This window comes from Streptomyces sp. NPDC031274, assembly GCF_055570235.1.
The window spans coordinates 58,456-71,251 of record NZ_JBVIHP010000023.1 but is presented as its reverse complement, the minus strand read 5'-3'; the positions used below and the strand labels follow the sequence as shown (position 1 = coordinate 71,251).

The 12,796-nt window shown below is 69.8% G+C and carries 9 protein-coding genes; 5 read left to right on the top strand and 4 right to left on the bottom strand.

The window, feature by feature from the left end; all coding sequences use genetic code 11:
* Positions 1 to 64 precede the first annotated feature (64 nt).
* From ACZ5CR_RS31580 to ACZ5CR_RS31560, 5 genes are all read left to right on the top strand, one after another.
* Positions 65 to 1,621: a CATRA conflict system CASPASE/TPR repeat-associated protein gene (locus ACZ5CR_RS31580; RefSeq protein ID WP_468863694.1), complete on the top strand. Its 1,557-nt coding sequence runs from the start codon at positions 65 to 67 to the stop codon at positions 1,619 to 1,621.
* A gap of 134 nt (positions 1,622 to 1,755) precedes the next feature.
* The gene (locus ACZ5CR_RS31575) at positions 1,756 to 4,482 is read left to right on the top strand and encodes a CHAT domain-containing protein (protein ID WP_468863692.1); all 2,727 of its coding nucleotides are present in this window, start codon (positions 1,756 to 1,758) and stop codon (positions 4,480 to 4,482) included.
* A 59-nt stretch (positions 4,483 to 4,541) separates the two neighbouring features.
* Positions 4,542 to 5,291, top strand: coding sequence for an NUDIX hydrolase (locus ACZ5CR_RS31570; RefSeq protein ID WP_468863690.1), 750 nt, complete (start codon positions 4,542 to 4,544; stop codon positions 5,289 to 5,291).
* Positions 5,292 to 5,575: 284 nt separating this feature from the next.
* Positions 5,576 to 6,691: a ribosome small subunit-dependent GTPase A gene (rsgA, locus tag ACZ5CR_RS31565; RefSeq protein WP_468863687.1), complete on the top strand. Its 1,116-nt coding sequence runs from the start codon at positions 5,576 to 5,578 to the stop codon at positions 6,689 to 6,691.
* Between the two features lie 99 nt (positions 6,692 to 6,790).
* The gene (locus ACZ5CR_RS31560; RefSeq protein ID WP_468863862.1) at positions 6,791 to 8,158 is read left to right on the top strand and encodes a DNA-3-methyladenine glycosylase 2 family protein; all 1,368 of its coding nucleotides are present in this window, start codon (positions 6,791 to 6,793) and stop codon (positions 8,156 to 8,158) included.
* Here the strand turns inward: ACZ5CR_RS31560 and ACZ5CR_RS31555 are convergent.
* The 4 genes from ACZ5CR_RS31555 to ACZ5CR_RS31540 form a co-directional block, all read right to left on the bottom strand.
* The gene (locus ACZ5CR_RS31555; RefSeq protein WP_468863685.1) at positions 8,152 to 8,520 is read right to left on the bottom strand and encodes a PPOX class F420-dependent oxidoreductase; all 369 of its coding nucleotides are present in this window, start codon (positions 8,518 to 8,520) and stop codon (positions 8,152 to 8,154) included. The genes ACZ5CR_RS31560 and ACZ5CR_RS31555 overlap by 7 nt on opposite strands.
* A 119-nt stretch (positions 8,521 to 8,639) precedes the next feature.
* Entirely contained in the window at positions 8,640 to 11,006 is a 2,367-nt protein-coding gene (locus ACZ5CR_RS31550; protein WP_468863683.1) for a glycosyl hydrolase family 95 catalytic domain-containing protein, read from the bottom strand.
* Between the two features lie 200 nt (positions 11,007 to 11,206).
* On the bottom strand, positions 11,207 to 11,689 hold the full coding sequence (locus ACZ5CR_RS31545; RefSeq protein WP_468863681.1) for a DUF456 domain-containing protein: 483 nt from the start codon (positions 11,687 to 11,689) through the stop codon (positions 11,207 to 11,209).
* Positions 11,690 to 11,777: 88 nt separating this feature from the next.
* Positions 11,778 to 12,761: a helix-turn-helix transcriptional regulator gene (locus tag ACZ5CR_RS31540; protein WP_468863679.1), complete on the bottom strand. Its 984-nt coding sequence runs from the start codon at positions 12,759 to 12,761 to the stop codon at positions 11,778 to 11,780.
* Positions 12,762 to 12,796 lie beyond the last annotated feature (35 nt).

Below are 12,796 nucleotides of genomic sequence, written 5' to 3'. Positions count from 1 at the left end.
GAGGCGGGCCGCCCGCAGAATCGCACTTCGAAGAAATCGCCAGCGTTTCGCGACGGCGTTTCGCATGTGCGAAAGCAGGTTGCGTGACATGAGCGGAATCACCAAGCCTGCCTTGCTTGTCATGGCGTTTGCGCCGGCTGATTCGGAAATCGAAAATCACTCGCGAAAATATCTCGACTCCCTGTGGCGAGCGTGCCGTTCGCTGGGCATGATCGAGCCGATTCCGGGGATCCAGGCACCTGCGGATCACATCGACTTCGGCTCGGCGCCGACGACCACCCTTGAGTTCAATGTGCTGGCGGCCGCGCGGCGGACGGGAGACGCCTCCCTCTATTCCGCCTTCGCCTTCGCCCAACATGACGTCGTCGGTGTTGTCGCCCTGCTCGCGCCCAACGACACGACGGCGGACCTCGGCCAGTGGAGCGACCTCGACGCCGAGTGGAGCGGAGCGGTGGCGGCTGTGGGCCTGCCGCCCCGGCCCTGGGGGCTGCTCGGCGAGTTCCGGGTGTTCGAGGCGCTCTACGGACGTGGCGGGTTCGCCCGGAGAGAGCGCGCGATGTGCGATCTCATACGTCGACATGCGCCCCGGACGGGCAGTGAGCCCTGGTGGACCGGCTTCGACCGCACGGAGCAGGGGTTCGACGTCTGGCGATCCCATGACACCGGCGGACCTGAAGAAGTCACCGACCTCTACGTCCTGGCTCCGGCTCGCGAGGAGACCGCCCTCGACGAATGGGCTTGGGCTGTCGGGGGTCGGCTCGGGCTGATGCCGCTCGCACGCTATCTGCTCCAGTTCTCGAAGATCCGCCACCAAGGGCAGCTGTATGAGGCCTCGGGGGCGTCGTACGCGCAGATCGCCGAGAGCGACGAGCGGACCGCAGCGCTCCTGCGGGAGCTGAAGTCCGCGACGCACCGTCCCGTGCGGCTGGAGCGAGTGCTGAAGGCATCGACGCTGGTCGACGAGGCGCAATTCGGCCCGCAGGGACTGCTGTGGACGATCACCCGGCAGCGCCAGCTGACCGGCAGCCTCTCGACCGCCGTCGCCAATATGCGCCTGCATACCCCCGGAGTCCGCAGGCGCGGCAAGGGGGTCTCCTGGACCGTGACCGACTTGGCGGAAGCCGAATGGCTCATCAAGCAGGTCGAGAAGGACCGGCTGCATCTTGAAGCCGTGCGCGAGCGCGCGGACGGCGTGCGTGCGGCTGTCTCGGTGCTCGTCGAGCGTGAACTGGCTGTGCATCGAGGGTGGTTGACGCTCGTGCAGACGTCGATTCTGGGATCGGTCCTCACTGCGCTGGGGGCAGCGCAGGCGATGAGTTACGAGGTGCCGATACGCGCGGTCCTTCAATCCCCGGTCATCGCCGTGGGGGCGACTCTCGCCCTTGCCCTGCCCCTGACCGTGCTGCGCTGGGCAGGTGTCGCGCCCGCGTCACCCCGATACAGATGGCTCGACTCGGGCGCCGCGGGGTTGCTCGGTGCCGCTCTGGGGTGGCTGACCGTCACGGCCTTGGCAACCCGCGGAGGAATGGAGCCGCCCGCCGCTGCGTGGACGCTCTCCGGCGCCTTCGTGACCGGTCTGATCGCGTTCCTCGCGACACACGTCCTGGCGCGACCGCGGTAGGGCCTGTCAGACAGTGCCCGTCTGCCGCGCGACGCCCCCACGCTCGCTCGCCCTCCCTCCCTGTCCGCGACGCCACCTTGGACACCGCAGCCCCGGAGTCGCGGACTCGGGGCAACAACCGAGGAGTTCACCCCATGCCTCAGGACGATGGACATCACCCGCAGGACCCCAGCTCCATGATCAGGACCTTCGTCGAGGCACTGGACGTCGAGGATCTGATCATGAGGTTCGACATCGACTTCGACGCTCCGATGCGCCAGGCGGATGCCACCGGAATGCTGCGCTTGGCCCGAGCGCACACCAAGGACCCCGAAGCGGGTGCCCGTGGCATCGCCCGTCGAGTCGGCGCCCACTGGTGCGAAATCGTTCAGGCAGACGTCGCCTACGAGTTACTCTCGGCGCTGCGACTAGTCGAGGCGTCCCAGCCTGATGCTGAACGGCTGCTGGCGTGGTTGACCGGCGATGCCGACCCCGATGATGTCTTCCCCGCCTACGCCCTCGCCCGCTGGTATGACGGAGTCGGTCGGATCCGTTACCGCCTTGGCAGCTACACCGCCTCCCGCCGTGCCTTCGGAACCGCGGTGCAGGTGGCCGAGAAGGCCCGGCTGTGGTGGGCACTGCCCGACTTACTCAGCAACTACACGCGTGCCGAGTACGAGGAACGCGGCCAGGCGGCGCGGGAGAAGGCCCCGGAGAAGGGCGGCCGCACGGACGCCAATGCGTTCCTCCCCGCGATGTGGCAGATGCAGGACAAGCTTCTCCAGCAGGCGAGCGAGCAGGGTGTCGACGTCAAGACCCTTCCGGACGAGGCGACGCCCCTGAGACACCGGGAGTTCCTGCGCGGCTACTCCAACTGTCTCCACAACCTCGCCACCGCCCTGAGGCAGGCCGGGGACAGCGAGCGGTCGCTGCGCGTCACCGCGCGCTCCAAGGCCATCTCCGAGGGATTGAACGACACGTACCGCATGGCACAGTCGCTTTTGAACGAGGCCCTCTGCGGAGACCATCCCGAAGAGCACTTCGTGACCCTGCGTGACTTGGGGCACGGCCAGACGAAGTACGCGGGGCCGGGGTGGGAGCGTGGTCGGCGGATCGCCCGCCAGAACCTTGCTCGGCTCGGCGGAGGCCGCGACGGTCTGGCCGACCTGGGGCGGCTGCTGGACGAACTGGAGGGCGACGCGGCCGGTACGGGCCGCCGGGCCGGTCTTGACGTCGACTTCTACGCCTACACCGTGCGCTACTACCGGGAGACGGCTGCCGCCCTTCCCGCGGCCGATCGTCCGCGGGACGTGCTGGACCGCCGGCTGAAGATGGCGGAGTCGGTGCGGGAAGCGATCGCTCTCCCCGTGTACAAGCGCGCCTACGCCAATCACGTGAGGCCTGCCTACCTGCGGGCCATCGGCGCGCAGATGGCACGGGGCAGTCATCGGCAGGAGGACCTGGAGAAGATCGTGTCCCTGGTGGAGGAGTCTTCAGGCCGGGAACTTCTGGACCTGCTCGCATCCTCTCGCCCGCCGGTTCTCGGCCGCCCCGCCCACCCGCTGCCCACCGCCTTGTACGAATCCCAGGCAGCGGGGGACCGTCCGGACGGTCGTCGAATGCCCCTGCGGGCACAGACCCCTGTCGAGGCGGCGAAGGCGAGGGAGCGTCGAGAGTTGCTCGTCGAGCGGGAGCAACAGTACGAGGACCACTTCCTCCACCACCCGCTGACATCGGCGACACATGACGAGGACATCGCCCATCAGCTGGTGCAGTACACCCTCAACCACGAGGGTTCCTGTGTCGTGCGGTACTTCCGCTTTGGTACGTCGGACGTGGCCCTGGACGGCGAGGAGACGCCCGAGCCCGACTCTCTGGGCATCATGGTCTGTCGCGACGGGGTGCTGACGCTGCTGCCCTCCGTCCTCTACGCGGATGTGGCCGATCTCGCACGCAAGGTCTTCGAGGATCTCGACGATCAGGAGTTTCCGGTGCCCAGGGAAGAAACCTGTCGGCGTATCTGGAACCTTCTGGTCAGGCCGGTGTGGGAGAGCGCCAACAGGGGTGGCTCGCCGACCCACCTCACGCTGATCCCGACCGACGACATCTTCGCGATCCCGCTGCACGTCGCCACCGCGCCGGAGGACGACCGGCCGCTCGCTGCCCGGGTTCCGCTGTCGCACTCGGTGAGCGTGGCCGCTTTTGTCACCCGTGGCCGCCATCTGCTCAAGAAACAGCTGATGGAACACGACGACGACCTCGCGGCACTGATGTCCACCGATGCGCGGGCGACGGGCCGCGAGATCGTCGACGCCAGTTGGACCGCAAGGCATGTCCATGTGGCTGGCAAAGTCCCCGACGCCCTCGTGGGTAAGGTAGAGGGCGCCTTCGCCGCCGACTGGCAAGGGCTCGAGCAACTGATCGCGGTGAAGCCGGAGTTCTTCTTGTACGCCGGCCACGGAGTGTATGTGAACGAGCCCGAGGTGTCCGGCCCGCTGATCCACCTGGGAGAGACGGACATGCTGTCGCAGTTCGACCTCGCCCTGCGCGTCAGCCTGCCGAGGAACAAGCTCACCGTGCTCGGAGCCTGCCTGGCCGGGCAGGGCATGGGGTCCGACGGCGGTGACGTCCTCGGGTTCATGCGTTCCCTGATCATCAGCGGAGCCGGTGCCATCGGTGTGCCGTTGTGGTCCGTGCGTGACACGGCGTTGGCGTCGACGGTGAGTTCCTTGCTGCGCGGGAGCAGAGCGGCGTTGAGATCGTCGTCCACCGGCGTCTTCGACGTGGTTCAGGCATTGCACGACCATTACCGGGAGAGCATGGAGACGTACACGTCAGTGGAGGCCCGGGTCGACCGTCTTCCCATCGCTTTGTATCTGTGACCGGCGTGCGTTCGTCCCCGCCACGGCGGCCCCGACGTGGCGCGCAGACAAGGGGAGTCATGAGCGCGCACGATCGAGCCGCCAGGAAGCAGGTCGCACTCACGGCCTACGACGCGCTGCGTGAGCAACGCCCGGAGCTCTTCGAGAACCCACCAGGCGCGGCTTTCGAGATCCTCCTCGACCGCGCCGACCAGGAACAGGCATCTGACGAAGCCTCACGGGCGGCCGTCGCGGCCGGGCTGCCCGAGAGCGCCGGAGACATCGGCGTCGTCTATCGCGACGCCTACTTCTGTCTGGTGCGTGACGCCGTACGGTTCGCGAACCGCGGGGATCGCAGGCTGGGGACGTACATCCGCATCGTGCCCGTGTCGGGGGGAGCCGCCGTGCTTCCGGTGCTCGCCGATGGACGCATCGTTCTGCTGCACCACTTCCGCCATGCCGATCGGGCCCTGCATTGGGAGATCCCCCGCGGATTCGGTGACCCGGGGGAGGACGGGGCCGGTACGGCCGCTCGGGAACTCCAGGAAGAGCTGGGAGTCCACGTCGTGGACTTCACCTATCTCGGCGCTGTTTCTCCCGACACCGGCCTACGCGCCGGCGTGGACCATCTGTACCTCGCCCGCGTCGGGACCGCGCAGTTGGCCGACAAACCCGACCGGGGTGCCAGGGCGGAGGGAATCGACGCGTACCTGGCCGTATCGCAGGAGGAGTTCCGCGCCATGGTCGCAGACCGGCGAATCTCCGACGCGTACACCCTGTCTGCATACGCGCTGGCCATGGCTCAAGGACTACTGGGAGCAGGTCTGTGAGCGGGTGAGGTCCCGCCATGCCGCCGTTGGCGAGCAGTAATCCGATGGCGTCACGGCCGGTGCATCTCTATCGTTGGTGTTGTTCGAGCGGTGGCCCCCAGGGGTGCCGCAGGTGACTTGACCTGACTTGGTACAGGAGGTGTGACCGATGGCTGTCGTTGAGATGGGCGCTGCCCGCATCGAGAAGTCCGTTCATTCCACCTCCGTGGCCACCGGCTGACCTTCCCCTCTTCCACGCGCCCGAGTGCGCGTGCGCCGGGGCCACCCCTGTGAAGGGTCACCCCTTGTTTTCCTCTGCATCCCCGCAGGCTTCTTCTCCGTCTTCGCACCCTCTCGCGCCCTACGGCTGGGACGAGAAGTGGGAAGCCGATTTCACCCCGTACGCGGCGCAGGGTCTGTTGCCCGGCCGTGTGCTGCGCGTCGACCGTGGGCAGTGCGATGTCGTCACCCCGGTCGGTACGGTGCGTGCCGACACCGAGTTCGTCGTTCCCCGTGACCCGATGAAGGTCGTGTGCACGGGGGACTGGGTCGCCGTCGACCCCGAGGGCGGCGATCCGCGGTACGTCCGGACGCTGTTGCCGCGCCGTACCGCCTTCGTGCGCTCCACCTCCTCCAAGCGGTCCGAGGGGCAGATCCTCGCGGCCAACGTCGATCACGCGATCATCGCGATCTCGCTCGCCGTCGAGCTCGACCTCGGCCGGATCGAACGGTTCCTTGCGCTGGCCTGGGAGTCCGGGGCCCAGCCGCTGGTCGTCCTGACCAAGGCCGACCTGGTTCCGGACGCCACCGGCCTGTCCTACCTGGTCGAGGACGTGGAGACGTCGGCCCCCGGCGTCCAGGTGCTCCCGGTCAGCGCCACCACCGGGGAAGGCGTCGACGTCCTGTGCGCCGTCGTCTCCGGCGGTACGTCCGTCCTGCTCGGCCAGTCGGGAGCGGGCAAGTCGACGCTGGCCAACGCGCTGGTCGGCGAGGACGTCATGCACGTCAACGCGGCCCGTGACGTGGACGGCAAGGGCCGCCACACCACGACGACCCGCAACCTCCTCGTGCTCCCCGCCGGTGGCGTCCTCATCGATACGCCGGGGCTGCGCGGTGTCGGTCTGTTCGACGCCGAGGCAGGCGTCGGCCAGGTCTTCTCCGAGATCGAGGAGCTTGCGGCCGACTGCCGCTTCCACGACTGCGCCCACACCGCCGAGCCCGGCTGCGCGGTACTCGCGGCCGTCGAGGACGGCACGCTCCCGAGCCGCCGCCTCGACAGCTACCGCAAGCTGATCCGCGAGAACCAGCGCATCGTCGCCAAGACGGACGCCAAGCTCCGGGCGGACATGCGCCGCGAGTGGAAGCTGCGGGGCGCGGAGGGCAAGGCGGCCATGGAGGCCAAGCGGGGCCGCTTCCGCTAGCGGCGCGGCACCACGTCGCGGGGCGCTCGGGCCCCCCGCAACGTGGTGTCCGAATTCCGCCAGCCGAACGCCCTGCGAGGCCGCACACTGGTCCATGTGATCGATGAAGAGACCAGGTACGAGGCGGTGCGCAGCCGCGACGCGCGCTTCGACGGAGAGTTCTTCTTCGCCGTCGAGACCACCGGCATCTACTGCCGGCCCAGCTGCCCCGCCGTCACCCCGAAGCGCCAGAACGTCCGCTACTACACCACGGCGGCCGCGGCCCAGGGTTCCGGATTCCGGGCCTGCCGACGCTGCCGTCCGGACGCCGTGCCGGGGTCCGCGGAGTGGAACGTACGCGCGGACGTCGTGGGCCGCGCCATGCGCATGATCGGTGACGGTGTCGTCGACCGCGAGGGCGTCCCCGGCCTCGCCGTGCGGCTCGGCTACAGCTCACGGCAGGTGCAGCGGCAGCTCACCGCCGAGCTCGGGGCGGGTCCTGTCGCCCTCGCGCGGGCCCAACGGGCGCACACCGCGCGGGTGTTGCTCCAGACCACGGGGCTGCCGATCACGGAGATCGCGTTCGCCGCGGGGTTCGCAAGCGTGCGGCAGTTCAACGACACGATCCGGGCGGTGTACGCGCTGACGCCCACCGCCCTGCGGGACGCCGCGCCGCGTGGCAGGGGCGCGGGGCGCGCCACCCCGGCCGCCGGAGTGCCGCTGCGGCTCGCCTACCGGGGGGCCTACCTGGCCGGTGCCGTCTTCGACCTGCTCTCCGACGAGGCCGTCGACGGGGTCGAGCAGGTCAGCGGCGACGTGGGCGCGCGGACCTACCGGCGTACGCTGCGGTTGCCGTACGGCACGGGGATCGTGGCCGTCGAGGAGAGTGATCACGGGGTCGGCGGGTGGCTGGACGCGCGGCTCCATCTGACGGATCTGCGGGACCTCACGACCGCCGTACAGCGGCTGCGCCGGCTCTTCGACCTCGACGCGGATCCGTACGCCGTCGACGAGCGGCTCGGCGCCGATCCACGGCTCGCTCCGCTGGTCGCCGCGCGGCCCGGACTGCGGTCGCCGGGGGCCGCCGATCCCGAGGAGTTCGCGGTGCGGGCGCTGGTGGGGCGTGCGGAGGCCTCCTCGCTGGTGGAGCGGTACGGGAAGGCGCTGGACGCGCCGTGCGGGGCCCTCACCCATGTGTTCCCCGAGCCGGGGGCGCTTGCCGGGGAGCCGGGCCCGTTGGGGGAGTTGGCCGGTGCGCTCGCTGATGGGCGGGTGCGGTTGGACGCGGGGGCGGATCGGGAGGACGCGGGGGCGGGGCTCGCGGCTCTGGCGGGTGTGGGGGAGGGGGTCGTGGCGTTGATTCGGATGCGGGCGTTGGGGGATCCCGATGTGGGATGGCCCGGTGAGCCGGTGCCTGATGGGTGGCGGCCGTGGCGGTCGTACGGGGTGCGGCATGTGCTGACGGCGGGGTCGGGGAGGATTCACTGATCCAATCCCCAGCTATGGATCCGCCGAGGATGAATACGGATCAGCTCCTCACTGAAGTCAGGCCCCAACTCATGCGGCCCCGTGAGGAGTTCCGCGTCCCCACGGATGTCGACGCCCCGCACCTTCCACGGCCTCTCGCTCACGATGTCGTCGACGACCAGTGACACCTTCGGATTCCCCTGGAGATTGCGCCACTTCTTGGTGGTGCCCAGCGCGTACCCGCCGATCAGGATCGTCCCGTCATCCTGCGGAAAGAACCCGACAGGGTTCGCCTGCGGCTGACCCGTCGCATCGACGCTGGCCATCCGGCCCAGACGCTGGGACTTGAGGTACGCCCGCTCGGCCTCGCTGAATTCGGTCATGGCGCGAGCCTCGCACGCGTACCCCGTCCACGCATCGGATCTTGGCCCCAGGGTCGGCGGACAGCCGGTCCGGGCGCCGGTCCGGGCGCCGGTACAGACAGCCGGTCCGGGCAGCCGCTCTAGGCCGCCGGAAGGCCCCAGCGCGGCGCATCCTCGTTCGGTTCGACCGGAGTGATCCGCAGATCGGGCCGGTCACCCTCAGCGGTGATCAGCGCCGACCCGCCCCGCCCGAGGGCGATCTCGACCGCGCCCTCGCCCACGTCCTCGTACGAGACAGGGCGCCCCCGCTCGTCCCGCACCTCGATCGCCCCCGCGATCCCGTGCCGCACGACGCACGGCGCCCCCGCCTCGCTCACGAGCCGCACCCAGCGGGTCACCCCGCCCTTGCGCACCGCGCTGAGCAGGAACGCCCCCTGCGTACGGAAGTTGTGCACCGTGAGGTCCGCCCACGCCGACGGCAGCGCGGGGAAGACGCGGATGACGTCGCCCCAGGACTGGCAGACCATGTCGTGCAGGGACTGTGCGGCGGAGAGCGGGGTCTCGATGACCGGGCCCGACTCCTTGTACATGGTGTTGGGCTGGATGAACCGCGTCATCAGCTGCCCCAGGTACTTCAGCGCGTCCTCGCCCTTGCCGAGCAGCGCCGACATGGACGCCGCGCCCGTGAACGTGTAGCCCTGCAGGGCACCCTCGAAGCCGACCCAGTGGGCCAGGGACCTCTCCATCAGGGCGCGTTCGTCCGCCGTGCGGCCCGTCACCTCGTAGAGGGGGTATACCGCGAGCATGTGGGAGTAGTGGCGGTGCGACTTCGCGAAGGGGATGTCCGCGCCGATCATGTAGCCGTTCGCGTCGGTCGGGTACGCGGCGAGCCTGCTCCCCACGTCGCGCCAGCGCGGCGCCAACGTGTCGTTCACACCCAGGAGTTCCGCTGATTCGAGGAGCGTGCGGCAGCCCCACTTGAGCAGCATCAGGTCGTAGTTGCAGTCGCGCGAGTTGCCGCCGTACTCGGGCGAGTAGGTCGCAGGGAGGTGCAGCCTGCCGTCCGGGCCCGGCTCCAGGAAGTGCAGGTAGTAGGTGACCGCCTTCCGCAGGAGGGGGAAGAGGACGTCGCGCAGGATCGACTTGTCCATGGTGTGGCGGTAGCTCAGCCAGACATTGTGCAGAGCCCAAGTGAGGTTGCCGACCTCCGGAGTCGGCGGGTCCTGGCCGGGGACGCCGACCCCGTAACCGCCGTCCGTCACCGATGCGCCGTTCACCAAGGACGGATCCGTGGTGCGCGGGATGCCGAGCGAGTCCGCGCGGTAGGGGGCGGCCATCTCCTTGGTGAGGTTGGACCGGAACTCGCTCAACGCGCGTGTCACGGCGTCGAGTTCGAGGTGGTTGGAGCCGTGGATCAGCCAGTACTCCAGCTGAACGTTCAGGTTCCACCAGGTGTTGGGCCACGGGGTGGGCTCCAGCCAGGGGCCGCAGGTCGCCATCACCGGGGCGTCGCGACGTGCTGCCGCCGCCGTCTTGTAGAGCTGGATCCAGTAGAAGCGCTGCATCCGGGCGTCGGGCAGCGACAGGAAGCTCTTGCGGTAGTACGCGTGCCACCAGGCCCGGTGCGACACCGCGAGCCCGTCGTACGAGAGGGCCGCCGCACCCCGCACCGCGCGCACCGCACGGTCGCGGGCCGCCGTGCCCGGGTGCGAGTGCGCCACGTTCACGTACAGCGTCCGTGTGCTGCCCCGCGTCCGCTCCCGCCACGCGGTGACGTGCCGGCCGCCAGCGAGCAGCGGCTGTACGGCGGCCGTGACGCCGTCGTACTCCTTGATCTCGGCGGGCGGGTTGCCCGCGTATCCCTCCGGCAGCGGCTTGAACGCGGCGCGCGGGCTGATCGCGTCGGCCGGATGGAACACCCAGCGGAAGCCGCGCTCGCCCGCGCTCGGTGCGACCTCGACGGCGAGGACGGAACGCGTGTCGTGCACCTGCGCGCGGAGCTTCAGGGTGCCCTTGTCGGTGGTGAGAGTGCCGGTCAGCTCGGCGTCGCGCAGCCGCAGGCGCCAGTCGACGCCCGTGATCCTGCCGACGGGTTCGAGGGTGAAGTGGCCGATCGGCAGGCGTGCGAGGCCGAAGAGGGAACCGAACTCGGGGCGGTGGTCCTGCACCTCGGAGTGCTGGATGTTGAAGCGCAGGGCGGTGGTCCGGCCGTCCGGCCGCGTGCTCGGTTCCGCGTAGATCCCCGAGCCGAGGAAGCCGTTGCCCAGGTAGGGACCCTCGTACCAGGTCTTCGGCAGCTTCTGCCAGACCAGATCGGCGTCGTCGAGGACGGTGCGCCAGGGGTCGCCGGGCGCGCTCAGCGCTGCTGCTTCTGCTCCTGCTCCTGCTCCCGCTCCCGTCTCCTGGGGAGCGGCCGTGGCCTGGGCGGGCAGGCCCCCGGCCATCAGCGCGCCGCCGACCGCGGTTCCGGTGGTGGCGAGCACGGTTCTTCTGGACGGTTTTGGCATCGCGTCTCCCGAGCAGTTACCGCGCCATCGAGTCATAGTCAGTCATCGGAGCTTTACCTCCGCTGAAAGCTAGAGATGGTGCGGCATCCCGTCAATGAGGCGGGAGAGATCCGATGGCGGTATATGTATGTGAACTCATACTGAGTGGGTGTCGTAGTGGGCCTCGTAGTGGGTGTCGGGGCTCAACGGCCTTGTCGGCCTCAACCCCAGATCACGGCCCCCAGCCACGCCCCCGCGATCAACAAGCACGCGAACAGCTCGGTCAGCACGCTCCACCCGCCCGCCCGCATGGCCGTCCGCGTCGCCGTGGCCGCCTCCCCGTGCCCGCCGAGCCGCAGCCGCTCCGAGAGGTAGATCCCTCCGACGAATCCCGGGAGCGACCCGATCACCGGCAGCACGCAGAACCCCACCAGTGCCCCGGCGCCCGCGTACACGGCTGTCCGGCGCGTGGCGCCGCTCTCCCGCAGTCGCCGTGGCGGCAGCAGCCATCGGACCCCCTGCGCCACGAGGAGTACGACGGAGGCGCCGACCAGGATCCCCCAGGCGACCGGCTCCGGATCCTGCAGCGCCCACCACAGAATCGCGGCCCACACCAGCCACGGTCCCGGCACTCCGGGGACAAGCACTCCGCCGATTCCGAGCAGCAGCACTACTCCGACCAGCAGAAGTTCCCACGCTCCCATCTGCCAAGCGTGCAGGAAACGGGGCAAAACCGCAGATCGCGCGTCAGTCCTTGCCACACCCTGGCGCACCCTGCCGCATCGACACGGGCTAGCGCGCCACCCAGCCCCGTTCGTACGCGTGCCAGCCCAGCTGGAGGCGCGTCGTCACGCCCGCCAGCTCCATCAGGCGTTTGACCCGGCGCTGCACCGTCCGAAGGCCCAGGTCGAGCTGCTTGGCGACGCTCGCGTCCGTCAGGCCCGCGAGCAGCAGCGACAGGATCTCCAGGTCCGCGCCGTCGGGTCCTTCGGCGGCGTCCTCGGTGACCGAGCGGCCGTCCTCGCCGAGCCGCAGCGGCAGCGCCTCCCGCCACACCGCCTCGAAGAGCCCGCTCAGGGATTCGAGCAAACCGCTCGCGTGCACCACGAGCGCGGCGGGCTCGGCCCTGCGCGAGGTCAGCGGCACCATCGCGAGGGAGCCGTCGGCGATCACCAGCTTCGTCGGGACGCGGTCCACGACGCGCACCTGTTCGTTGCGGCCGATCGCCGTCGACAGTTCGATGAGCCCGGTGGGGAGCGCGAGGACGGAGCGCTCGACCACCACGCGGTAGGTGACGCCGCGGCCCGCGGCCTGCTCCTCCGCGTTGTTCTCCATGCCGGTGACGGCCACGGGGTTGCCGGTCACCAGGGCGCACACCTCGGTGCTCGCGCCCAGCTGGAGCTGGAGGAAGCGCTGCGAGACCGCGCCCGCGCCGGTGACGACCTCGACCAGGTCGTGCACCGCGGGCTCGGCGGCCTGCGCGCGGTACTCCTCGGCGAGCAGCTTCGCCGCGAGTTCGGCCTTGTCCAGTTCGTGCCGCTGCTGGGTCAGGAGTGCGCCGAGCGCGACCCCCGGTGGAGCCGCCACCCACCGGCCCGCCCTGCCCGACGCCTGGGCCGCGAGGCCGTGCAGCTCAAGGCGGCGCAGCGCGCGCACCGTGTCGGGCTCGCCCAGCGAGAGCCGCCGCGCGAGATCGGGCACGTCGGCGGCGCCCACCGCCACAAGGGCGCGGTACGCCGATTCGTGCGTCTCGTCCAGACCTATCGCAGCCAGCATGCGGCGACGTCCCTCCCCAGAGATCCGTTCCGACG

Excerpts from the sequence above, each read along its gene's own strand:
- ACZ5CR_RS31570 (WP_468863690.1), top strand. The coding sequence starts at position 4,542 with ATGAGCGCGCACGATCGAGCCGCCAGGAAGCAGGTCGCACTCACGGCC.
- ACZ5CR_RS31575 (WP_468863692.1), top strand. The coding sequence starts at position 1,756 with ATGCCTCAGGACGATGGACATCACCCGCAGGACCCCAGCTCCATGATC.
- ACZ5CR_RS31540 (WP_468863679.1), bottom strand. The coding sequence starts at position 12,761 with ATGCTGGCTGCGATAGGTCTGGACGAGACGCACGAATCGGCGTACCGC.
- ACZ5CR_RS31545 (WP_468863681.1), bottom strand. The coding sequence starts at position 11,689 with ATGGGAGCGTGGGAACTTCTGCTGGTCGGAGTAGTGCTGCTGCTCGGA.
- ACZ5CR_RS31550 (WP_468863683.1), bottom strand. The coding sequence starts at position 11,006 with ATGCCAAAACCGTCCAGAAGAACCGTGCTCGCCACCACCGGAACCGCG.
- ACZ5CR_RS31580 (WP_468863694.1), top strand. The coding sequence starts at position 65 with ATGTGCGAAAGCAGGTTGCGTGACATGAGCGGAATCACCAAGCCTGCC.
- ACZ5CR_RS31555 (WP_468863685.1), bottom strand. The coding sequence starts at position 8,520 with ATGACCGAATTCAGCGAGGCCGAGCGGGCGTACCTCAAGTCCCAGCGT.